This is a genomic window from Thalassoglobus sp. (genome assembly GCF_048270125.1).
Taxonomy (GTDB): Bacteria; Planctomycetota; Planctomycetia; order Planctomycetales; family Planctomycetaceae; genus Thalassoglobus.
This window is the reverse complement of sequence record NZ_JBLWTN010000026.1, coordinates 42,868-64,656: the sequence shown is the minus strand read 5'-3', so window position 1 is coordinate 64,656 and position 21,789 is coordinate 42,868. Positions and strand designations below refer to the sequence as shown.

Sequence of the window (21,789 nt, the reverse complement as noted above, 5' to 3'; positions counted from 1 at the left end):
ACTTTTATGATGCGAACGCTAAATCACGATCCGTTCGACCTCGTCCAGACTCACCTGATCGTGAACCCGATTATACATATTGGTGGTCTTCGACGAAGCATGTGCTGCCATCTGCTGGGCCTTCTCCAGGGTGCCTCCGTTTCGCATGTATTCGGTGATGCCTGTCGCTCGGAAGGTGTGGCAACAAATGCGGGGACTGACTCCAGCCTGGCGGGCACGACGCTTGATCATTCTCAGGGCGTCATTGCGATCCATCCGCGTTTCCGTCAGGTGACGACGACGGCCAACGGTGCAAAAGAGGGGAATGCCCTGGAGACCGTGCAGGTTGGCGGCGTCCATGTATTCCAGCAGGAATTGTTCGGCATTGTGATGAAGCGGCATTTCGTGGTATCGACCGCCTTTTTCGTGCAGACGAATCCAGTGGCGACGGTCATTCAACCAGACATCGTCGACGTTCATTTTCAGAGTGGCTCCAACTCGGGCAAACGAATAGACCATTGTCCCGATCAATGCTCGGTCACGAAGCCCCACGATCTTCGAAGTGTCAATTGAGTCGAGTAAGTTGCGAGCGTCACGCGCCGACAAAACCGGCGTCTTGCCTTTCACGACAACCAGCTTCGGACCTTTGACCGCCTGAGCTGGATTGAACGGCAGAATCCCACCAGTCACGAAGTAGTCGAACAGCATCCGAATGGCAGCCAGATGGACCTTCACTGATCCGTCCGAATAGCGTTCCCGGATCTCTTCGATATAAGCAGCCACCAGTGTCGGCTCAACGGCAGTCAGTTGAATGCGGGTGTCATCGCACCACTGACAAAAAAACCGCACCGCCCGCAGATATGACTCACGGGTATTCGGGTTGCGAATGTTCGCGGTAAAGAATTCCACGAAGCGTCGTTTGGCATCCGGGCCGGCGGATTCGATGACCGCCGGGACGAGCGCTTTCGAAGTCACCGACGGAGTTGCAGAAACTTGACGCCGCTGGAAAAAGATGGGTTGATTGGTCAATCGAATGGTGGGAAGAATGCGCCGCCATAATACGTCGCATTAAGGACGTTATGGGACACATTCATATTGCTGCGCCCGTGGCGTCAATACAATTGCCAAAGGAGAAACAAGTGGCATACTTACATTCTGGATATCTAACCGTCTCTGAGCACGGGCTCGGCGGTCACTTTGAAACTAAGAACACGGGAGGAATTCCCGTAGTTGCACGAACGTAGTCGTACGCACCGGCCAGGATTCTTCCAACGGGGTCAGTCAGATCTGCCACTGAGATGCCCGGCTGGACGAGACAGACACGAAACTCAAAGCGGGTACGCTCGGCCTCTTCCAGCAAACGCTCGACATCTGTTAGCCCGCCTTTGCAATATGTTGACCCAGACGCCAAACGGCGTGTCAGTTCGGTCTTCAGCGCAGCAGGGGTTTTCGAGTGTTTAACGCTCTTCACGACTTGTCCCGCCACTTCGTAAGCATCGCCCACCCTGCTAGATGGCGCCTCACCACCTGCTCCTTTGCAGTGAAAGACCTCGCAGATTACTACGCCGTCTCTGGACTGCAGAGTGACAAAATCAGCAATTTCTCCTGATCGATGATCGTAAACTACGACAGGAGCATCAGATTGCACGAGGCGTTCTTGAATAGCATCATGAATCGATATGCCATTAGGTGACTGGCCGAATTCCCGACAAATGTCGACACCCTGCGCTAACCAGTCGATCGACTGAAACGCTGCCTCTGGAAGATGTTCTAGATTGAGATTGGAACGAAATAGCTGATTGCGATATAGGCGTGAGAAATCCGAAAGATAGAGGTGGAATCCGAAGCTACTCAAGTATTCCGATAATGCACCAGTGACAGTGCGAGTCGTTATGGCGATGTCTCTATGAGAGGCAATCTGAAAGAAGGGAGTGCCGTTGACATGAAAATCCACGGCAAGCGGGTCGCCAAGTCCATGAAGATGAATGCGAGCGGTAGCCGCATCGCAACTCACAATTTCAAAGTCCAGAGACAGAAGGTCACACGAGAGTGTGGTATCTTGATTGTCGACGACGACTGGCCGAGACTTATATGCGGTCTCGTGCCAGCCAGCCCCGATAACGTGCGAGGGAATGCTTGTCACTTCTTCGCCAGTGGCGAGCAGGTCAATTCGGGAGCCAGTCACAACAGGTGTCGAATTTGTTAGATGTTCTGCTACCGCCCGGCACCAAGCAACGTATTCAGGAACAAAACCTGCCTTATTGCTCCATACTTTGGACAACGTGCTGATTCCCAGCGTTGCCTTCCCTTCGCTCGTATCGCCGCTTCCAAATAAGTGGCCACGATCAAACAATTGAGCATCTGTGTTGCTTACCGCACCATCGGCTCTCTCTCCTGAGATAATCCTGTAACTTTCGACCTGATTCCCAAAAAGGCGGTTTTTCAATCCCACGCTGAAGAATGCTGGATTGTCCAGAGCTCTCAATGCGCGATTAATCGTAGACGTTGAGACACCAGTGAAAGTTCCGTTTGTCAGTTGTTCTGCAATTTGTGAATACATATCTTCAGTCTTCACCGAAGAATTTATAAACAGCAATCGACTAGTCTCATCATAAAACACGATGAACAGGTAGTAAGAAACATCCTGAATGGACGGAACTTCCATCCAGCGAGGTTTTTTTGCTGAATGGCAAACATAAACGGCGCAACTAAGATCGTCGCTTACAAATCGCTGTACGACCTCCATTTCGTTTCCAAACACAAGTGGTGCGTGCAGGTCAACAGCGGAATACACGTGAAACACTTTGCTGTGATACCAGGGGCGTATAACCGAAAGGGTCATGTCAGTCTCGGGTATTACTATCTGGCCTGGAGAGAAACTTCGAAGTTGGTCTCTCAATTCGCGTTCACTTGATACACGAGAGTCAGCCAGGTTTGTAACTAGCTCTTCCCATACAGCCCCTTGCTGATACAGCGTCTTCGTCTCTGTTTCGATTTCTTCTGGCACTGCAATAAATTTTGCACTTCCGAGGTTTTCAACCCCCGTCCGAGCGAATCGCCCGATGAATTGAAGCGTAACGGCGAGTGAACGATGTGGAGAGTGGATTGCAGCGATCTTTAATTGCGGCATGTCCACGCCTTCACCGAACATGTCCACGCATATGACGCCGTCTAGGTCTGCGTCTTTTAGTCGTCGAACTGTTCGACGCACATGAGCGAGGGAGTGTTGACCATGAATGATCGCCAGCTGCAGACTTGTTGATTGCTGATAGATTTCGAGAAGTTCTGTTGCTCGACTCCGGCTGTCGGTTCGCACCATGACCCGGTGATCGAAACCGTCTGTACGATCGTGATTGTAAATTTCCTGAGTTTTGCGAGCGATCACAACATCATTCGAAAGCTGCTCAGTGTTATCACATCCAACAAATGAGATCGATCCAAACACGCCGTCGGCGAGAGCTTCCCGCAGGGGAAACTCATAAACAAATTCTCCAGGAAGCTGCTTTCGGTCGCGGCGGAATGGTGTCGCAGTGAACAGGACTTGCCGCGCAGATGGAAAAGCCTGCATCAATGCTTTCCATGTTCTCGCCGGGCTATGATGCGCCTCATCGACAAGTAGTAAGTCAAATAGGTCGTCCGGCGGATGAGGAATGTCTTCGAGAGCGGGGCTCGACCCCATCGGCGTTGTTACCACAACATCAGCTTCAGAAAGCGTTTCCCATTGTTCTTCTCTCAGGATTTTCGATTCGATCGCCTGGACAACTGGGCACGGTAGAGATTCGGGGAGAACACCAAGTCGTTTCAACAACGCTAGTGTTCTGTACTCTTCCGCTATCTGGTCTCGAACCATACGGCTCGGTGTAATTATCAAGCAACGTGAGGCCCTTAAGAGGTAAGGAGCCATCATCAGGACGCCAGTTTTGCCCGTACCTGTTGGCATAGAGATTAGAGCATTCGCTTTCGACAGGCTGAAATGTGATCCAATCGCAAATATTGCACCTCTCTGGGCACGGCGTAGCCCCGTCCCTTCTTCAGTTCGTTCCGGGAACTGCATCGAGCCAGAATGATCGTAAAAATACGTTGACATTACTCACTTTTACCGATGAGTTTACGCGACCCAGTCTGCACAAAGTAGTTCTGCCTGCTTCAGAACCGTTTCTGTGGCTTTTGCAGCTTTGTCTGGTGGGTAGCCGTGTTTCTTGAGAATCTTTTTGACCATGACGCGGAGCTTGGCCCGCACGCTTTCTTTAACGGTCCAGTCGATGGAAACGCTGTTGCGGACGCCGTCGACTAGTTCTCGGGCGATGGCACAAAGTGCTTTGTCGCCGAGCACGGCTACGGCGCTGTCGTTGACTTCGAGGGCTTCGTAAAAGGCTTCTTCGTCTTCGGTTAGACCGAGTGATTCTCCTTTGCGGCGAGCTTCTCGCATTTCTTTGGCCATCTCGACAAGTTCTGCGATGACCTGGGCGGCGTCGATGGATCGGTTTTGGTACTTCTTGATCGTCTTTTCCAGCATCTCCGAGAACAGACGTGACTGTACGAGGTTCTTTCTTGAACGGGTTTTGATCTCGTCGCTGAGCAGCTTTCGCAAAACCTCAAGTGCGAGATTTCGCTGTGGCATATCGCGAACTTCAGCCAGGAATTCATCCGACAGAATGGAAATGTCGGGACGGTCCATACCAGCGGCGGAAAAGATGTCGATCACTTCATCGGATGCGACCGACTTGGAAAGAATCTGGCGGACGGCTGCGTCGAGGTCTTCTTTGCTGGCTTTCCCGTCACCGCCACCGCTTTCCAGTTTGCCGAACTGAGCACGTAAGCACTGGAAGAACGCCACTTCTTCCCGGATCGCTACGGCATCGTCATGCGTCGCGACCAATGCGAATGCTTTAGACAGTTCCGTCACGGACTGTGTGAATCGCTGTTGTCCGTTGTCCTGTCGGAGAATGAAATCCATCGCCTCCGGGATAACGCCGATTCGTTCTGATGCGGTGCCATTAAAGAACTTCGAATAGTCGTAACCGTGCAAAATGCCCTGGACGATCTCGTACTTCTCCAGCAGAACTTCAAGGGCTTGTTCGATTGGTATTCCGGTCCCCTCCTGGTCCGCCTGAGTGTATTGAGCCAGTGCCTTCTTTAGTTCTGTCGCCAATCCCAGATAGTCGACCACGAGTCCGCCCGGTTTGCCGTGGAAGACACGGTTCACGCGAGCGATCGCCTGCATCAGGTTGTGACCGCCCATCGGCTTGTCGATGTACATGGTGTGCATACACGGAGCGTCAAAGCCAGTCAGCCACATGTCGCGAACAATGACCAGCTTCATCGGGTCGTCGGTCTTTTTGAATCGCTTGGCCAAAGCCTCGCGGCCTCGCTTGGGGCGAATGTGCTGCTGCCATTCGACCGGATCGCTGGCTGATCCCGTCATGACGACTTTCAGTGCGCCGTCTTCGTCATCGTCGCTGTGCCAGTCGGGACGCAGGGCAACCAGTTCCTTGTAGAGTTCAACGCAGATACGGCGGCTCATGCATACGATCATTGCCTTGCCGTCCATTGATGCCTGGCGTTGTTCCCAGTGGTCGACAAGGTCTTTGGCGATCAGCTTGATGCGTCGTTCGCTGCCGACCAGTGCTTCCAGAGCAGCCCACTTGGTTTTTAGTTTCTCCTTAGCTGAATCCTCTTCCCCTTCGGTGATCTCTTCAAACTCACTGTCGATCTTCGGGCGTTCGTCTTCGCTGAGTTCCAATTTGGCGAGTCGTCCTTCGTAGAAAATCTTGACAGTTGCTCCATCCTCGACCGCTCGGCTGATGTCGTAGACGTCGATGTAGTCACCGAACACGGCCTTCGTGTTCTTGTCGCCCAGCTCAATCGGCGTTCCGGTGAAGCCCAGGTACGAAGCGTTCGGCAAGGCGTCTCGCAGGTGCTTGGTGAAGCCGTAGCTGATTTCGCCGGTCGACTTTGCTTTGGCGTAGTGGCCGTACTGGCTGCGGTGGGCTTCATCCGCGATGACAACGATGTTACGGCGGTCGGAAAGCTCGGGATACGACTTGCCTGGATCAGGTGCAAACTTCTGCAAGGTGGTGAAAACAACTCCGCCCGATGCGACTTGAAGCAGCTCGCGAACTTCGTCTCTCCCATTTGCCTGAGCCGGTTTTTGACGCAGCAAATCGTGACAAGCGGAAAACGTGCCGTGCAGCTGGTCATCCAGGTCGTTGCGGTCGGTGATGACGACCAGCGTCGGGTTCTCCATCGCTGGATGACGCACGATCTTCCCGGCGTAAAACGCCATCGTCAGACTCTTGCCGCTCCCCTGTGTATGCCAGACTACACCAACGCGGCGATCCCCTTCGGGCGAAATTGCTTGGAGTGTGCATTCCACCGCTTTGTTGACGGCGTGGAACTGGTGATAGCCCGCCATCTTCTTGATGACTGTTCCCCCATCGACTTCGAAGACGATGAAGTTGTGAACCAAATCCAGAAAACGCTGCTTATCGAACACGCCTTTGACGAGCACATCAAGTTCCGGCTTTCCTTTTGAGGCGATCTCTTTCCCCTCAACCGTTCGCCACGGCATGAAGCGGTCCCAGCCAGCGGTGAGCGTTCCAATGCGAGCCGTAATGCCATCACTGGCCACAAGGCAAACGTTGTACGTCATCAGCGTGGGTAGTTGCAGCTTATAGGTTTGCAGCTGGTCGAAAGCCTTCTTGGTTGTGGCGTTCTCATCAGCCGCGTTCTTCAATTCGATCACCACCAGTGGCAATCCGTTGACAAACAAGATCACGTCCGGACGTCGGGTGTGTTTGTCTTCGGTGATGGAAAACTGATTGGCGGCCAGCCAGTCGTTGTTTTCCGGATCGGCAAAATCGATCAGCCAAACCTTGTCATGCACCGTGCGTCGATCTTGTTGAAACTCAACATCGATTCCATCGACCAGCATGCGGTGAAAGAGCCGATTGTTCTCGTGCAGATTCGGCGTGTCGGTCCGCAACACGCGACGCAACGCATCCTCGCGGGCACCGTCGGGAATGTTCGGATTCAACCTCTCGATCGCTTCTCGCAGTCTCCCAACGAGCACCACTTCATCGAACCCATTTCGCTCCGCCGCCGCTTCACCAGGGGCAATCTCCGGCCCATGCAGAACGGAATACGCGAGGCCATCCGTCCATTCAAGGACAGCTTCTTCAACGGTGGATTCGGTGAATTTATTGGTCATAAGGTTTTATCGTTTAGTAAATTCTAGCGCACGAGACACAAACCCTCCAAGTTCACCGTCATTTATTACTTCAGTGTCGTACGCAAGGTTTGTGTCATGATGGAATCTGTTCGCATAATCAATCAGATCACGTAGCTCGTCGATGTCGGCTTGATTCAGAATCTCGTCCGCCGTGCCCACTCTCTGTTCACAAACGCCTCGGAATGGGCCCAAGAGAGTTCCCGGCTGAAATTGTTCTGGATAAGCGACTCTACAAAATGCCTCCAGCAATGGACGGATTGCGGTAGCCACAGCTCTCGCATCTCCAGTTCCATTCGAATGATAATCTCTCAGGAGTCTATGCCTCCGATCATGTTCGGTGATGCAGTCATCAGCGACGTTCCATTGCTGAAGAGTCGAACCATTGCCATCACGCGCTACAACGATTGCGGTACGGGCATTCCTATCCGCTCCTTCCCAGATGTTGCAAAGAAATCTCTTGTTGTGCGACAGAACAACAACCTGAGAAGCACGTGCGGCGAGACGCCGAACCTCTTGAACAGTCGTTAATGACCGATGGTCATCAAGACTGGAGACCGGATCGTCAATCACGACTATTTTTTGTGCAAGATTCGGATCTTGATCAAGTGACGCAAAGAAGAATGCGAGAGCCAATGTGTTTCGGTCACCAGCGCTTAAAGCGGTGCGGAAGGATGGTTCCCCCGGATTTTCACGCGCCGCCACAGATATCGGATTGTTGTTGATCAATACACTGTAAGTACATGTGGGGCCGCCGCGCGTGAGGGCCGAAGTCACTTGGTCGAGCCGAAAACCCGCATTGAATCTGCCGAGATATGTATTGATAGCTGCTTGGAAGCCAGGAAACGTGGTTGTCCGATACTGGTCAAGTGACGATTGAGCCGTCGCTTTTTGCGTCTCGGTTTGGAGTTTAGCTGCCTTCTCTACAAGGTATTCCCGGCAAGCCGTGTCCGTTGCCGGTTCATGTCGAGCCTTCGTCGCTTTGAGACGGGCGACGTCTGCTTGTGCTGTCACAAGGTCTCCAGATTGCGCCTTCTCCTTCACGATTTCGATCGATTGATTCAAAGCTACCAGCGAATGGCTCAGCTGCTCGACAATTTGACGATGTCCATTGAACGTGTCGATTGCATCGGTGGCCTGTTGAGACAGTGAGACTTTCTCCAGTGGAGCTTTCGCTTTCTGTTCAAATGCAGCAAGCACAAGCTCACGAGCTAACTTCCAGTCTCTCTCAATTTCTGCGGTATCAACTTCTACCGCAGGCATTTCAGTGAACTGAGCCCAAAATGTTCGCCGATCTGTCGTGGCGCGAAATCGACGCTCGAACCCAGCGTGGACGTCACCACCGTGGTCTCTCCTAAAGGCGGCGGTAATCTCCGCAACTTCTCGCTTTAAGTCAGAGTAAGCGTCGGAAAAATACGCTCGATAATGCTCGACTAGACGCGTGCCGTCTAGATCCTGTGAGCAAAAAGGACACTCGTTGGAATCTGAGATCCTTGACATGCCATCGGCCAACCATGATTCGCCATTTTCTCCTATCGAAGCAAGGTGGGTTTGAAGTTCAGCGACTGCTGTAGCATCGAGCGAGTCAAGATCTCTTGTAAGCAAAGCCTCGATCGAGGCTGCATCAATTGCCGGAAGTGCGATCGATTCAAAAACAGGCGTCGTTTGGATGGCTTCTTGCTGCCGAACCGCAGCAAGAGTCTGTTCGGCGGCCTGGATGGCATCATCGATCTGTGCTTGTTTTGGCAGAGCGCAGAAATCGTCTACCGATAGACCTCCGCGAACTGCAACTGGAATAGCAGCGGCTTTAGCCCGTAGATCCGAGTTGTGTCGCTCAATTCTTTCCGCACATTGTTGAAGGGTTCGACTTAACGCGACGCCCTGAGCTCCAAGAATCAGTTCATGCAAGTTCTTCCGGTGATCGGCGTGAACTACGAGACCCGAATGTACGTTCGCATCGACAAACGAATCGTCAAAGACGCAGAGATCTGGAAGATTTCGATTCCACGAGCCATTCTGAAACATTGCGTGTGGTGGGCCGCCAACACAGTCCACGACAACGTGTGGAGTGTGTGGAGCAGCCAATCGCTTGCGTTCTGAAATAGCGACTGCGTCACCAGATCCAAGCGAACGCATGATTGAAGCGAGGGTAGTCTTGCCCCGACCATTCTCTGCGTAAATCAAAGTCAGTTTTTGGAACGTGAGGGCTGCTCCTGCGTTAACGGAATCAAACTGCCCGACGTTCCGAATGAGTTGCAGAGAATTAATCATGGTCTTGCTCCGTCAGGTATAGTGAGTTCGCCGGAAAGGAGTCTCGGCAACAATCTGTCCCGAGTTCGGGCCAAATCGGCGGACTCTTCGTCGTTCTTCTTCATCTGGGCAAACATCTCTTCAACGACTTGACCGAACTGGGACGCGATTGGTTCGTCGGGAATTGCGAGTGGATAGCCGTTGATGCAATCGGCTGGCACTCGTTGGCGACCAGACGTGCCAGTCATGTTTGCAATAAGGTGCTGCCGGAAGTCTTCGTTACGGGCGAGGAAGTAGGCGAAAACTGGCGGCAATGGCGCCCTCGGTCGTAGGACGATATATTCGGTCGAACCCGCCGCCGTTTCGTCGTCATCGAGAAAGTCGACGAACGCTGTTTTGCCGTTCTCCAGACACGGAGTAATGCGGGCTACGAGCGTATCGCCTTTTTCGAATTTTGTGCCCGACTTAAACTCGCGTTCCTCCCAATCGGTCGCTCTGGCGGAAGTGGTCGGCATGTTTTTCATGTCGAGCCATTTGATTGTTTCCCCCTTCTTGATCGTGCGTCGTGGATTGATATCGATGGCATCAGCAACGGCACCGTCTGTCCAGCCCTTCGGAATCGGCCCAATGGTGGAATCTTCGAACTCGTCGGGGAAGAGTTCGGCGATTTCGGGGGCCATGTTGGGGAGGGCGCGGCGGGAGAGGTCGGCGTTGCTGAGTTTGGGGTGCTGGCGTCGAAGGGTGGCTTTGGCATGGACGGGGTCGAAGTCGACGAACCAGCTCTTGAACAGCCGCCGCGCCATCGCCTCCAGCGTCTCGTTCATCAGTCGGTTCAACTCAATCTTGTCGTCCAGCGTGCCGAGGATTTCCGCGATGCGATCCTGAATCCGCAAAGGCGGCAATGAAAGGTCAGCACCGTAAATCTGCGCAGGAGATAGATTCGCTTGCCCTCCTGAACTCGTTGCTATCGCAATGAAGAGGTCTTGATATGTCGACGAACTCAATAGATACGAACAAAAGCGACGATTCAATTCAACGCCATTCTTGGGACGAAGAATGCCGACGCGTTGATTTACCAGATACGGTTGAGTCCCGCGATATTGTGCGATCTTGCCAACCCACGTGCTCGGAGTGCCGTCGTGACGATTGCCCGTCATTGAGATCAGAAGATCTCCGTCACGGACTACGAACTGCGGCTTGGTATTCAAATAGGCCGGATCGACGTAGGAAACATCATCAAAGAGAAGCTGATTTGCCTTTACATTCTTGATCTTCAAGACGGGCACACCGGACGCTACGAACTCACGGCTTTTGAAAGCAAATCCAGGCACGAGATCGAATAGGTCTCCTACGCAATATGGCGTCCATTCACTTTGCATGCTTCACCTCAAGTGAAAAGAGATAAAGTACGCGGTCATGCTTCGCGGAGAATCGCTCCTGCCCATGGTAATGGTGTACTGGCGTCATGACGATTCCTTACCGGTAAAGCCGAGGCTGGCCAGATTGGAGACAATCGTCTTTTCGAGTTTTCCGGACTCTTTGAATTGTCCTTTAAGCTTAGCGGTCAGGTACTCCATCCGTTCTTCAAACGGCATGTCGTCGTCGTCTTCAATGTCTTCGGCGCCGACGTACCGGCCCGGAGTCAGCACGTAATTGTGGCCGATGATGTCGTCGGTGCTGGCACTCTTGCAGAACCCGGCGATGTCCTCGTATTTGCCTGCATCCTTTTCGCCACGCCACGCATGATACGTGTTGGCGACACGGGTGATTTCTTCTTCGGACAATTCGCGGTGAGTGCGATCGACCAGCGTGCCAAGTTTGCGTGCATCGATGAAGAGCGTGTGCTTTCTTCTGTCTCTGAACTTGCCGTTCTTCTTGTTGCGAGCCAGAAACCACAGGCAGACCGGAATCTGTGTTGTGTAGAACAGTTGTCCCGGCAGAGCGATCATGCAGTCGACGAGGTCTTTTTCAATCAACTGTTTGCGAATCTCCCCTTCGCCCGAGGTGTTGCTGCTCATCGAGCCGTTGGCCAATACAAAACCCGCGATCCCGCTGGGAGCGAGCTTGTGAACCATGTGCTGCACCCAGGCATAGTTGGCGTTGCCTGACGGTGGCAGGCCGTAGGTCCAGCGAGCATCTTCCCGCAGCCGGTCTCCGCCCCAGTCGCTGATGTTGAACGGCGGGTTGGCAAGAATGAAATCGGCCTTCAGGTCTTTGTGAACGTCGTTATGAAACGTGTCGGCATTGTGTGGCCCGATGTTGCCATCGATGCCGCGAATGGCAAGGTTCATTTTGCACAGTCGCCAAGTGGTATTGTTACTTTCCTGCCCGTAGATCGACAGGTCACCAACGCGACCACCATGAGCCAGCACGAACTTTTCGCTCTGTACGAACATGCCGCCCGAACCACAACAGGGGTCGTAGATGCGGCCCTTGTAGGGCTCGATCATTTCGACCAGCAGTTTCACGACGGATTGCGGCGTATAGAATTCGCCTCCCCCTTTGCCTTCGGCGTTGGCGAACTTGCCGAGGAAGTATTCATAAACACGACCGATGACATCCTTGCTGCGACTGTCGGCATCACCCAGCCCAATTCCTCCGACGACATCGATTAGTTCGCCGAGCATCGTCTTATCGAGAGCGGCTCGCCCGTAGTCTTTGGGAAGCACCCCTTTGAGCGTCTGGTTGTCTTTTTCGATGGCCGTCATGGCGTCATCGATCAACTGGCCGATGTCCCGTTTCTTCTTCGAGTCGGGATCGACGTAGCCGGATTTGGCGTGCTGCTGAATGAAACTCCAACGTGCCCGCTGCGGCACCCAGAACACATTCTCAGCCAGATACTCGTCACGGTCTTCGGGATCGGAGTATTCGTCTTTGGAAAGCTGATCGTGCAATTCCTGAAACGCATCCGAGATGTATTTCAGAAAGACGAGACCGAGCACGACGTGCTTATATTCAGCAGCGTCCACATGGCCACGCAGCTTGTCAGCTGCGGCCCACAGTTTTTCCTCAAAGCCAAGATTGGCCCCGTTTGATTTCTTCTTTGCCATTGAGTTGTCAGTGCCGTTCTCTGTTGTTGGGTCCGTCGACATAAAGGCGAAAAGCGTTTGATGCGACGGTACGCCTGTTTGGCGTTTTGCTCCAGTATTTCCGTGAGTAATTCAAATTGAATGTGCAGCACTCGGGCTCGCACATGTTATTCATCCTTCCCCTTTTTCTTGCGGGGAGACTTCTTGCTGGACTTCTTCTTGGAAGCCGTTTTCTTCGTTGGTTTCTTTTTCTGAGCCTGCTTGGCTTCGCTTTCGATCTTCTTGAGTTCGTCGAGTGATTCGGCGAAGTGCTGATCGACCGGTTGGGGCAGGTTGCGTTGCTGCTGTTTGAACTGGGCGAATTCCGCTTCCGCTTTCTCTTTGGCAGAGTCGTGCGAAATCTTTCCGGCATGGGTCAGGATCTCGCGATCAGACAATCTCAGGAAGTCATCGAGCTTGCTGATCCAGTCAGCCATGTGCATCGGCTTGCGATTCATGGCCTGCAACTCGGCAAATTCGAGATAGGCGGTGACGATGCGATTGAGGGCTTCGATCTCCTCTGCCTTGAGATAGTTCTTGGCAATCGAGACATCGGCCTTGCGTGGACGGTCACCGTCGAACGTCGTCAGCCCCATGTTAGGCAGCGACGCATCAGCACGAGCGTGAACCACTTCGGCAGCGGTCTGACCGTGAGCGGCCCAGTGCATCTTGTTCTGCACCGTCTTGAAGAACAGCAGTGATGTTTCATCGCTGGGGTCGTAGTCGATGCTGGTCGAATAGATGTCGAGCACCTTCCGCCAGAACACCCGTTCGCTGGAGCGGATGTCGCGGATGCGGGCGAGCAGCTCTTCGAAGTAGTTGCCGCCACCGGCCTGCTTCAGTCGCTGGTCGTCCATCGCGAACCCCTTGATGAGGTATTCGCGTAGTCGCTGCGTGGCCCAGATGCGGAACTGCGTCCCACGATGAGAGCGGACGCGGTAGCCAACCGAGATGATGGCGTCGAGGTTGTAGTGCTCGACCTGCCGTGAAACCTCGCGTTTTCCTTCAGTTTGAACTGTCAAGTATTTCTTGACAGTTGCCTCTGGCTGAAGCTCACCTTCCTCGTAAACATTCTGCAAGTGGGCACTTATGTTCTGTTTCGTCGTCTGAAACAGCTCGGCCATGTCTTTCTGCGTCAGCCAGACCGTGTCCGCAGCCATGCGGACCTCGATGCGGGTTGAACCGTCATCGGTCTGATAAAGCAGGAATTCTCCTCCGTCGTCGGCAGCCGGTGCTGGAAGGTTGTTCGTCATGAACCACTTGGTTAATAATCTGCTGGCCCGAGTTTCGATCTCCGTTCCGGTCAAGGTAGACACGGCCTAACCACGTCGCTGTCACAGCGAGTGTCCGCGTGGATAGGGTGTGCGGTGAAACTGCCATAGGTGCCAACAGTTTACGACAAAAGACGTGGGCACTCCAGTAAGTCACCCAAGATGGCAGGCGAACACTGAAAAACCCCTGCATCCGAAAATGCAGGGCGTACCTGAAGTTTCAGGCACAAAGCGGGCAGCGGCCATGTTCTTGCGGAGATTCGAGGGTGGCGGTGACGGATCGAGCCCAGTCGTTTTGATCATCTTCGCCACGAAGTGTGGAAAGGATGTATTCCAGGGCACGGGCGTAATCGGACCAACCAAACGTGATCGATTCCACCTGACGCATGCCGCCATTGGGCAATTCCAGTCGGCAGACCGCGTATTCCTGAGCACCATCTTCCGACGTCGAATCGTTGAGCCACACATAGTGTGGTTGCCCAGCAATTCGAAATCCCTGACAGCAGCACCATGTGGTGCCAGTAAGCTTTTCGGCCAGTTCTTCCGCCGAAGGAACTTCTGCCACACTCCAGACTCGATTAGCATGCAGCATCGTCGACCTCCTGACCGGCATCACTCAGAATCTGACGGCAGACGCCTAAACAGACCGTTCGCGAGAATTCGCGATCCCATTCGAGTGAAAGTCCATCAATCGTGATCTCCGGCGGAAACCCTCCTTTGCTAAGCCAATCGAGTAGCTCCTTGGCATAGATGACCAGATTCTCTTTCTCCTCAAACCCGTAGGCGAGTTGGATACAGCCCCACGTTTCGTTCGGGTCCATTACCAGTCCTCCCCAAGTTCGGCCATCGCTTGAGGCCAATACTTTATTCCCCCATCATTGAATGCGTCTGGCTCGACATGCAGATATTCTCCGCAGTCGGTGCATTCTGCATCCAGTGACGCGTCATCGGCACCAGTGATCTCCAATTGCCCTCCACATTGTGGACAGCTGCCATCGTTTAGATCGACCAGCATGTCATCTCTCCTTGTAGCTCATGTTGAAAGAACATCCGCCGCAGCGGCTCCGTTCACCGGAACGAAGTAAGACGAGACTGCCAGCGATGCCGCCATGGCGCAAGAAGAAAGGCCGCCGGAGCGGCCCTTGAGTGACGCCTCAGAGAAAGGGAATCAATAGTCGCGAGTGATGGTCGACGACGGACAGGCGTTGAAGTACAGATCGCGTTCGACCGGCAACTTGAGAGCCCCGCGAACTTGTCGGATTTCGTGAATGGAGAAACTTCCCCACTCCGGGAACGGGCCGATCACAAAGCCGTGGCAAATGCCACTGTCGGGATCGTATTCGGCCACATACCAGGTAAAGCCCGCGTCCGGTGTGAACCACTTCAGATAGAACGTCGGATCAGGATTTTCGGCGGTTTCGCCCAGCTTCGGGATGGTCGCGACGATATCAGCGGGAAGTAAATCGTAGGCCGGTGATGTGAATGGTGATGAGGATTTCATCGGTGCATTGGGAAGGAAATAAATGCACCACGGCAACAAGCCACTCGTGGTCCGAAGCGGCAAGGTGGAGACTTGTACGACCTTGCCGTGACGGACGAGTGGCCAGAATGACCGGTGCTTATTTCCTGCAATCACCGAAAAGGCACGTCACAACTGTGACCGGAGATCTGATTGACACGCTGATGTCCGGACGTCAAAAGAGTTCAAGCTGGTTACCACGTGGACGAGACTGCTTGGGCGGGGTTTCTGCGGGTTTGGACGATTCGAGCTGAGGTGATGATTGATCTGGCACTGGGGTGTCTGGAGTCGCCTGAAACGATTGGGGTTCGCGGTCTGGCACCGGAACACGGTTGACCTTTCGGATCGCATTGCCCCAGACTTGGACTCGCCCCGTTTCATAGGTCAGCTCATTAGTGACCGTCAGTGTGTTGCCGTGAATGACGTGTCCGTAGTGGTTTCGTAAAGCAAGATTGATTGCTGTCATGCGGACGCATCGCAAGTCCACATCCTGACCGATGAAGTGCCAGTTCGGCTGGAGCTTCGCCACAGATAAGAGCATCCGACCCGATCCGCAACAGGGATCATTGACGGTGCGGCGACCATCGAGCCCGGTATTTTCATCTGGAACATTCATCTGGGCCATCATGTCGCAAATGGGCTCGGGAGTCATGAACTGGCCGCGTTCGCCGTACGTGATGGCACCTTGAAACAAGTCGCCCAACAGATCTTTGCGGGTTTCGGTCATCAGATGAACCAGATTCCCGAACATGTGGGCCATCTTATCGCAGCTCCGATTACCCTCTTTCCCCGCCTTGTGCCGTTCAATCGTTTGCAGGTACTCCTCTTCCATGAGCGGATGCCCGAGAGCACAGACCGACACATGCAGGAAGTCTTCAAACGCGACGGCTCGACTGACACCTGCCCGCTGCGAGACCTCCTCAAGTTGCTGGAAGAGGGTTTCAGTTTCCCGATGCAGGAAGGATTCACGTGACAGAAAGCAAAGAGGAAGATGAGGTGTCCGAATTCGTGGACATTACACAAAGCGACCTTCAGCGGTACGAGTCTTCAGTGCGAGCCAGAGACCGATGGTTGCAAACCAGCTAAAGACGAGCGTTAGGAACATCGATTTGGACTTGGAACGATTTCTTTTTGTCGCGATTCGATAGGAAATGAAGAAGGGCAGGATGAAGATCACGAAGAACGTAATTGCAGCCTGAATGGCGGAGGGACTGTCTTGCATAAAATGTCGGGGACGTGTCACAAGATTGCCACAGCTCAGACACGTTGACAAGAAGATTTGCGCTTGAGTTAGCCAAGGATCAGAACTCGACCGAGTCGTCCCGTCATTTCCAAAGGGCGAAGACATAGCCATCTGATAATAAAACTCTCAGTTTATTGCCCGTCCAGCGTGTCGGTGTTGACGACAATCAGATGCTCGACGCAGTAATCTGAGAGAATATCGTTGAGGAATCCAGCGGTGAAGTCGCTGGAGCCTTTGAGGGCGTAGGCGAAAAGTTCGCGACACTCGTCATCGGTCATCTGTTGATGGAATTCGTCGGAACGAAAGAACTCCATGAACTGCTCAGGAGTGACTTGTAGATCAGTGTTTATCGAAGTCGATGAATTGTGAATTGCTTCGACGGCGTATCGGCACTGGCAAACACTGCAATTTCGAAAGTCGCTGTCGCAAGTGCAATCGCGATGCTCAAGCACGCTTTGGCAAGCTCGATACAACGCTGATGCGTGGTCGTGTGTTATCTGGGTGTGAACGTTTTGGGATGGGTGATCCATACAGTGAGTTGGGAAAGAATAGAATGTTGCGGTGTTGGCTGTTGCTGAGAGCGGTCCAAGGTGGAGTTCGCAGAAAGCACCTTGACCGAACTCGCGAAGCAACGGCTACGTTGCCGCACATCTGTTCTTCCCAGGCTGCGGGATGATCTCGGAAATGAGACGGGCTGCCAGCGTAACTACCGACCAGCCCCCTGTTGTCCGTACCGCATCTGTGACACGCGTTTCACAATGTCGCTCCGCTTGGGCAGATAGCAGGGTGGTGGAAGTGTTTTCATGCTGAAGGTGTGAGCCGCTCCGTTGATGAGCAGTCGCAGGTAGGCGTGATACTTTGGAATGCGCATTAGGTCATCAGGCGTGAGGCCCGATCCCAGCAAGCTGCAAAGAATCTCGGCATCACGCGGGCCAACAGTCATACACAGTGTTGAACCACAGTTGCCCAGAACGCCTGCCAACGTCGCTTGGTCGAGTTGTTCCAGCATTTGAGTGGAAAGGACGTAGCTGGTGCGATACTTGCGGGATTCAGCCAGAGCATCGGCCATCGTGGTGTTGCCATCGGCGAGATACGAATGAAACTCATCCACCACGATAACGCAGTCATTGCGATCAGCTTCCGGGATGTCGGCACGGCTCATAGCTGCCAGTTGAAGACTGGAAAGCAACAGCGACCCAAGCAGTGTCGACGCATCATGTCCGAATGTTCCTTTGGACAGATTGCAAATCAGAATACGGGATTGATCCATCACCTGCCGCAGCTGAATCCCCTGCTGACCACAGTCAAGAATCGCTCGTAGATGCTGATTGGTCGTGAACGCTCCCAGCTTGTTCTGTAGACTCGCGATGTATTGTGTGCGGTCCCGTTCATTCCAACGGTTGAACTCGGTCAACCAGAAACTACGCACCGCTTCATTCTCTAAGCGGCCAACGACGGATTTGCGGTACACGGCATCAACCAGCAATCGCTGCACGGCGACCAGTGACGCATCAGGCGAACCGATAATCGAGAGCAGGCTGTTGCGGAAGATATGCAACAATCTGGGAGCAGAGCCGTCATCGAATCCGAACACATGCTTGAAGGACGTCAGAACCCCATCGGCAATCAGTGTCGGATCGGTGCCAGTAGGCCCCACCAGCGGATTGAAGCCAACCGGCGCGATGCGGTCAGCGGCATTCAGATAGATGACGTCATTTGTGCGTTGCTTTGGAACAACGTCGAGGATCTCTTCGGCCAACTGTCCATGCGGATCGAGGAGCACGACTCCGCGCCCAGCTTCCATTTGCTGGCGAACCAGATTGAAAAGAAAAGTCGACTTTCCGCAGCCCGTTTTCCCGATGGCCAGCAAATGCCTGCGGAGATCATCGGTTTCAATGCCAAACTGCTGACGTTGCCTGCGGTACTGCACTCGTCCCAATGTTGTTTGATCGAGCTTCCCTTTTCTTGAGGCGAGACATTGTGGTGGTTCGAGTTCCCGAAACTCCGTTCGCTGTAGGCGAGCTACAGAATCTCCAGAAGCCGTGGGCGGATGCCAGAGCGTAGCAACCTCCCGCGCCGAAAGCAGACTGGTAGTTGCTTGCTTCGATTCCTTCAGTCGAGCGTCAGCATTGAATCTGCCAAGCGTTGCGAAAATCTCGTCGCGTTTGCGGTTCGCTTGCGAGGATAAGTCTTTGAGAACGGTCACTCTCACCGTAAGTCGACAGTCAAACAGCGGTTCTTTGAACTTGGCGTCATCGAAAGCCTCGGATTTGCCACGTCTTGCTAACCTTCCAAGAATCATGGCAGCAAGTCTCCGCCTGAGTCGAGGATCGGTACGGCACGATAGAAAGAGTTGCTTGCTCCGCTGGGAACGAAACCCTTGAGAACAACGCCTAAAGACGGCGTGTGTCCATTGTAATCGTCTCTCGGTAGCCGGTTGTAGTTCAATGAGGAATTCGCACGACTGACCTTCATCTCGCTCAAACCGGACGGCCGACAACAGGGCGGCAATGGGATCTGTGAATTGACGTGCATCTGCCAGATCGAGAAACGCGTCGTACGTTCGGAGTGATAAGAATTCGGGGGAAACGCCAAGCGACTGCTCAATCGTGATTGAAGTGGGAGCCATGTCTTCGATGCGTCTGGCTGTGACCGTCACACCGGGGTAGGCATCCTGCAGTTCCTGTAAGAAGAGTGTACGCAGGTGATCTGGCACTGACGCGGCAATGCCAACGACTCCGCCTCGATAGAAGATGCGGAGGGTTAGTGACTCGGTTGATGGTGCGGCTCGATGGATCGCACGCAGTAGCGATTCGGTTGCGAGCGGACCGCGTTTGTTCCCGATGGGAGGACGGATTTCGAGTTGCATAAGTGCATAGGGCTTCCCGCTCCGCTTTGGAGACCGCCACGAAGCGGGCCCGACGTGCCCTCAATGTCCGCTCGGTCGCAATCCGTTATCCCAAAGCTTGTGAACGGGTTTCATTCACTTCTATCAGCCATATCGGGGCGACGCCACCGCAACCGACAACGCTGAGAGACGCTCGGCGAGAGAGAACGGATGATCGCTCGATCACGATCCATGCTGGCGGGAAGGGGCTACCAGCGGGGTTTCACCATATCACGCCAGCACCGTTTCCGTCATTGAAACCGCTCTGTTTTTGGTGGGCGGATTCAGCATAGGAATGAGCGTTCGCTTCAGGCCGCGATGGTCGCGGAAAATGGCTGATCCGAACGGATCGACTTGACTCAGCTGGTCGAGACTACATCCCAGAAAAACGGTGCGTTGTGGATTGTGCATCACCGCACTGGCCAGTGTGAGAATACGATCCAGTCGGCCAACACTGCGAGTTGTGACGAACAGTACCAGATACCGGCTGGGGTCATCGGCTGCAAATTGGCTTTGATGGAGATCGTAACCACGTAGTTTTCGTTCAATAGATTCGACGTCGAGACGAGACCGAACTCGCTCGGTTCCGTTGTCGAGTTCCACCATGAAATTGAAAACCGCACCGTCTGACCGTGCCAACTGGAATGCACAGTCAGGACGTAACGTAAAATCGCCAGCCGTAATACTAACGCTGTTCTCTCGTGCGAAATGCCGCATCACAATCCCCTGTTTGTGTCCGGCTGTCACCAGATGTACGATAAGTTCGGCCAGTGCGAACGTGTGATAGTGATGCCCGTGGCTGATTTCTTCGAACGTGCGGCGATGCGGCAACGGGGCATCCTGCCCATAGAGCAAACGGTACCCATCGCGAGTCAGCCGGAAATACCGGGGCGATCGACCTTCGGTTGCAATCGCATACGGCCACGACTTCAGCAGCCCGGCCTGCATCAGTGCTCGCAGGCGACGACGCAAGTTGTGTTGGTCGCGAAATGGCGAACCAAAGGTCACGCTGAGGCGGCAAAGTTGCTCGGTCGTTAGCGGTGTTCGGTCAAGCGAAGTGAGGATTTCGAGATCGCGAGGAGCGATTCTCGTGGGGAATCTTTTGCGCATTGGTAGTACTGGAGTGTACCATGAGCGCATCGTACTTTTGCTTGCATGAACTCGAAAAAGTCAGGCTACATTCAGGACGTCGATCGACTGATCGAAGAGACGCGAGTCGAGCAGGTGCTCTCGCATTACAATTTGCCTCTGCCGCAAAACGGCACTGGTGAGTATCGGATGCAGTGCGTCTTTAACGACAGCTGTGCTGACAGTCAGTATGGAAATTTGACCGTTCGCCTGGACGATCCCGCCAACCGTATCTACTGCCATACTTGTGAAGTACGTGGCAACCTGCTCACGCTGCTGCATGGACTGGAACACCGCTGTCCACCTGCAGGCGGACGCTTACGTGGGGCTGAGTTCAAAGATGCTGTCGCAAAACTTCGCGAAATTGCTGGAGAGTCGTTTGCTCCAGAGACAACGCCAGCGCGTTCCTCTGCTGCGAACATAACACCAGTTCCCCCGCCGAAAGAACCGGGCAACATTCCACTAATTCGCCACGAGAAGGAAGCGGCTCGCCAGTTGGCCAACCTCTACGAAGAGTTGGTTACAGACGTCTCGCAAATGAGTCCAGAAGCTGCTCAATATGTTCGCAAACGCGACTGGCTGACGCCTGAATTGATGGAGAAATGGGGTGTCGGCTGGATTCCTGGCAACGGTCGAAGTTTGTTCAGAAAGTCGTATCTCGTCTACACGCATCGGGATGAACGCAACCAAGTCCTCAGCTACAGCGGTCGCGATCTATCGTTTGAAGAGAAATGGAACAAGTGGCTTCGCGATGGTCGACCAGAAAGCAAGAAACCGAACAAGCATCGCTACGTCAGCGGCTATCGCAAGGGACAGGAACTCTACGGTGCTCAGGCTGCCAGGCTCGAAGAAGAATACGTTGGTGAATCGTTAGAGCGTCGTGGGGTCGTGGTGGTGGAAGGCATGAACGAAGTTCTGCGACTGGAAACGCTCGGTGTTGCAGCAGTGGGAATCGGCAGCAATAAGGCGACAGACACTCAAGTCCAAAAGCTGATCCGCTTTGCCAAGCATGCTGGCAATAATCGGATTCTGCTCCTACCAGACTGTGACGAAGAAGGCGAAGCCGGATTCAAAGATTTACTCTGGAAACTGGCCGAACATGGACTCGCGATCAGACTGGGCTGCAGCTCAAAGATGAATGAGGGCCGGTTCGCGGGCCGTCAACCGGAAGACTTCGATGCTGAAGATATCAAGGTCATCGACGCGAATCTCTGAT

18 protein-coding genes are annotated in these 21,789 nt (G+C 53.6%); 2 read left to right on the top strand and 16 right to left on the bottom strand.

Translation table 11 applies throughout. From position 1 onward, the window contains the following. Positions 1 to 18: 18 nt before the first annotated feature. From ACN0YR_RS20590 to ACN0YR_RS20535, 12 genes are all read right to left on the bottom strand, one after another. Positions 19 to 954, bottom strand: a complete 936-nt coding sequence (locus ACN0YR_RS20590; protein WP_417851102.1) for a tyrosine-type recombinase/integrase — start codon at positions 952 to 954, stop codon at positions 19 to 21. Between the two features lie 217 nt (positions 955 to 1,171). Then, positions 1,172 to 4,066 (bottom strand): DEAD/DEAH box helicase, encoded by a 2,895-nt coding sequence (locus ACN0YR_RS20585; RefSeq protein WP_417851101.1) that lies wholly within the window; start codon positions 4,064 to 4,066, stop codon positions 1,172 to 1,174. 21 nt (positions 4,067 to 4,087) lie between these two features. Beyond that, a complete protein-coding gene (locus ACN0YR_RS20580; RefSeq protein ID WP_417851100.1) occupies positions 4,088 to 7,189 on the bottom strand; it encodes an HsdR family type I site-specific deoxyribonuclease in 3,102 nt (1,033 codons plus the stop codon). Between the two features lie 6 nt (positions 7,190 to 7,195). After that, entirely contained in the window at positions 7,196 to 9,478 is a 2,283-nt protein-coding gene (locus ACN0YR_RS20575; RefSeq protein ID WP_417851099.1) for an AAA family ATPase, read from the bottom strand. Beyond that, positions 9,475 to 10,836 carry a restriction endonuclease subunit S gene (locus tag ACN0YR_RS20570; protein WP_417851098.1) on the bottom strand — a complete coding sequence of 454 codons (1,362 nt, stop codon included), beginning with the start codon at positions 10,834 to 10,836 and terminating at the stop codon, positions 9,475 to 9,477. Before ACN0YR_RS20570 ends, ACN0YR_RS20575 begins: the two co-directional genes overlap by 4 nt. Before the next feature lie 84 nt (positions 10,837 to 10,920). Beyond that, positions 10,921 to 12,507: a type I restriction-modification system subunit M gene (locus tag ACN0YR_RS20565; RefSeq protein WP_417851097.1), complete on the bottom strand. Its 1,587-nt coding sequence runs from the start codon at positions 12,505 to 12,507 to the stop codon at positions 10,921 to 10,923. A gap of 146 nt (positions 12,508 to 12,653) precedes the next feature. Continuing rightward, entirely contained in the window at positions 12,654 to 13,778 is a 1,125-nt protein-coding gene (locus ACN0YR_RS20560; protein WP_417851096.1) for a virulence RhuM family protein, read from the bottom strand. Positions 13,779 to 14,016: 238 nt separating this feature from the next. Further along, positions 14,017 to 14,388: a hypothetical protein gene (locus ACN0YR_RS20555; protein ID WP_417851095.1), complete on the bottom strand. Its 372-nt coding sequence runs from the start codon at positions 14,386 to 14,388 to the stop codon at positions 14,017 to 14,019. Further along, on the bottom strand, positions 14,375 to 14,617 hold the full coding sequence (locus tag ACN0YR_RS20550) for a hypothetical protein (RefSeq protein ID WP_417851094.1): 243 nt from the start codon (positions 14,615 to 14,617) through the stop codon (positions 14,375 to 14,377). The genes ACN0YR_RS20555 and ACN0YR_RS20550 overlap by 14 nt, the downstream gene beginning before the upstream one ends. Beyond that, positions 14,617 to 14,811 (bottom strand): hypothetical protein, encoded by a 195-nt coding sequence (locus ACN0YR_RS20545; protein WP_417851093.1) that lies wholly within the window; start codon positions 14,809 to 14,811, stop codon positions 14,617 to 14,619. Before ACN0YR_RS20545 ends, ACN0YR_RS20550 begins: the two co-directional genes overlap by 1 nt. 153 nt (positions 14,812 to 14,964) lie before the next feature. After that, on the bottom strand, positions 14,965 to 15,297 hold the full coding sequence (locus ACN0YR_RS20540; RefSeq protein WP_417851092.1) for a DUF2958 domain-containing protein: 333 nt from the start codon (positions 15,295 to 15,297) through the stop codon (positions 14,965 to 14,967). 193 nt (positions 15,298 to 15,490) lie between these two features. Continuing rightward, complete coding sequence (locus tag ACN0YR_RS20535; protein WP_417851091.1) at positions 15,491 to 16,042, bottom strand: N-6 DNA methylase; 552 nt, start codon at positions 16,040 to 16,042, stop codon at positions 15,491 to 15,493. A 3-nt stretch (positions 16,043 to 16,045) separates the two neighbouring features. Here ACN0YR_RS20535 and ACN0YR_RS20530 point away from each other — a divergent pair, with 3 nt between their 5' ends. After that, positions 16,046 to 16,288, top strand: a complete 243-nt coding sequence (locus ACN0YR_RS20530) for a hypothetical protein (protein WP_417851090.1) — start codon at positions 16,046 to 16,048, stop codon at positions 16,286 to 16,288. Positions 16,289 to 16,330: 42 nt separating this feature from the next. On the opposite strand, the gene ACN0YR_RS20525 is transcribed toward ACN0YR_RS20530, so the two are convergent. From ACN0YR_RS20525 to ACN0YR_RS20510, 4 genes are all read right to left on the bottom strand, one after another. Then, positions 16,331 to 16,537 (bottom strand): hypothetical protein, encoded by a 207-nt coding sequence (locus ACN0YR_RS20525; RefSeq protein ID WP_417851089.1) that lies wholly within the window; start codon positions 16,535 to 16,537, stop codon positions 16,331 to 16,333. A 152-nt stretch (positions 16,538 to 16,689) separates the two neighbouring features. Then, entirely contained in the window at positions 16,690 to 16,872 is a 183-nt protein-coding gene (locus ACN0YR_RS20520; RefSeq protein ID WP_417851088.1) for a hypothetical protein, read from the bottom strand. Positions 16,873 to 17,264: 392 nt separating this feature from the next. Further along, positions 17,265 to 19,427: a type IV secretory system conjugative DNA transfer family protein gene (locus ACN0YR_RS20515; protein ID WP_417851087.1), complete on the bottom strand. Its 2,163-nt coding sequence runs from the start codon at positions 19,425 to 19,427 to the stop codon at positions 17,265 to 17,267. 249 nt (positions 19,428 to 19,676) lie between these two features. Continuing rightward, a complete protein-coding gene (locus ACN0YR_RS20510) occupies positions 19,677 to 20,555 on the bottom strand; it encodes a replication-relaxation family protein (protein WP_417851086.1) in 879 nt (292 codons plus the stop codon). Between the two features lie 45 nt (positions 20,556 to 20,600). Between ACN0YR_RS20510 and ACN0YR_RS20505 the strand changes: the two genes are divergently transcribed. Next, the gene (locus ACN0YR_RS20505; protein ID WP_417851085.1) at positions 20,601 to 21,788 is read left to right on the top strand and encodes a DNA primase; all 1,188 of its coding nucleotides are present in this window, start codon (positions 20,601 to 20,603) and stop codon (positions 21,786 to 21,788) included. Position 21,789: the final 1 nt, after the last annotated feature.

Coding starts and splice junctions, on each gene's coding strand:
- ACN0YR_RS20585 (WP_417851101.1), bottom strand. CDS start 4,066: ATGTCAACGTATTTTTACGATCATTCTGGCTCGATGCAGTTCCCGGAA.
- ACN0YR_RS20580 (WP_417851100.1), bottom strand. CDS start 7,189: ATGACCAATAAATTCACCGAATCCACCGTTGAAGAAGCTGTCCTTGAA.
- ACN0YR_RS20575 (WP_417851099.1), bottom strand. CDS start 9,478: ATGATTAATTCTCTGCAACTCATTCGGAACGTCGGGCAGTTTGATTCC.
- ACN0YR_RS20570 (WP_417851098.1), bottom strand. CDS start 10,836: ATGCAAAGTGAATGGACGCCATATTGCGTAGGAGACCTATTCGATCTC.
- ACN0YR_RS20565 (WP_417851097.1), bottom strand. CDS start 12,507: ATGGCAAAGAAGAAATCAAACGGGGCCAATCTTGGCTTTGAGGAAAAA.
- ACN0YR_RS20560 (WP_417851096.1), bottom strand. CDS start 13,778: ATGACGAACAACCTTCCAGCACCGGCTGCCGACGACGGAGGAGAATTC.
- ACN0YR_RS20555 (WP_417851095.1), bottom strand. CDS start 14,388: ATGCTGCATGCTAATCGAGTCTGGAGTGTGGCAGAAGTTCCTTCGGCG.
- ACN0YR_RS20550 (WP_417851094.1), bottom strand. CDS start 14,617: ATGGACCCGAACGAAACGTGGGGCTGTATCCAACTCGCCTACGGGTTT.
- ACN0YR_RS20545 (WP_417851093.1), bottom strand. CDS start 14,811: ATGCTGGTCGATCTAAACGATGGCAGCTGTCCACAATGTGGAGGGCAA.
- ACN0YR_RS20540 (WP_417851092.1), bottom strand. CDS start 15,297: ATGAAATCCTCATCACCATTCACATCACCGGCCTACGATTTACTTCCC.
- ACN0YR_RS20535 (WP_417851091.1), bottom strand. CDS start 16,042: ATGACCGAAACCCGCAAAGATCTGTTGGGCGACTTGTTTCAAGGTGCC.
- ACN0YR_RS20530 (WP_417851090.1), top strand. CDS start 16,046: ATGAACCAGATTCCCGAACATGTGGGCCATCTTATCGCAGCTCCGATT.
- ACN0YR_RS20525 (WP_417851089.1), bottom strand. CDS start 16,537: ATGCAAGACAGTCCCTCCGCCATTCAGGCTGCAATTACGTTCTTCGTG.
- ACN0YR_RS20520 (WP_417851088.1), bottom strand. CDS start 16,872: ATGGAGTTCTTTCGTTCCGACGAATTCCATCAACAGATGACCGATGAC.
- ACN0YR_RS20515 (WP_417851087.1), bottom strand. CDS start 19,427: ATGCAACTCGAAATCCGTCCTCCCATCGGGAACAAACGCGGTCCGCTC.
- ACN0YR_RS20510 (WP_417851086.1), bottom strand. CDS start 20,555: ATGCGCAAAAGATTCCCCACGAGAATCGCTCCTCGCGATCTCGAAATC.
- ACN0YR_RS20505 (WP_417851085.1), top strand. CDS start 20,601: ATGAACTCGAAAAAGTCAGGCTACATTCAGGACGTCGATCGACTGATC.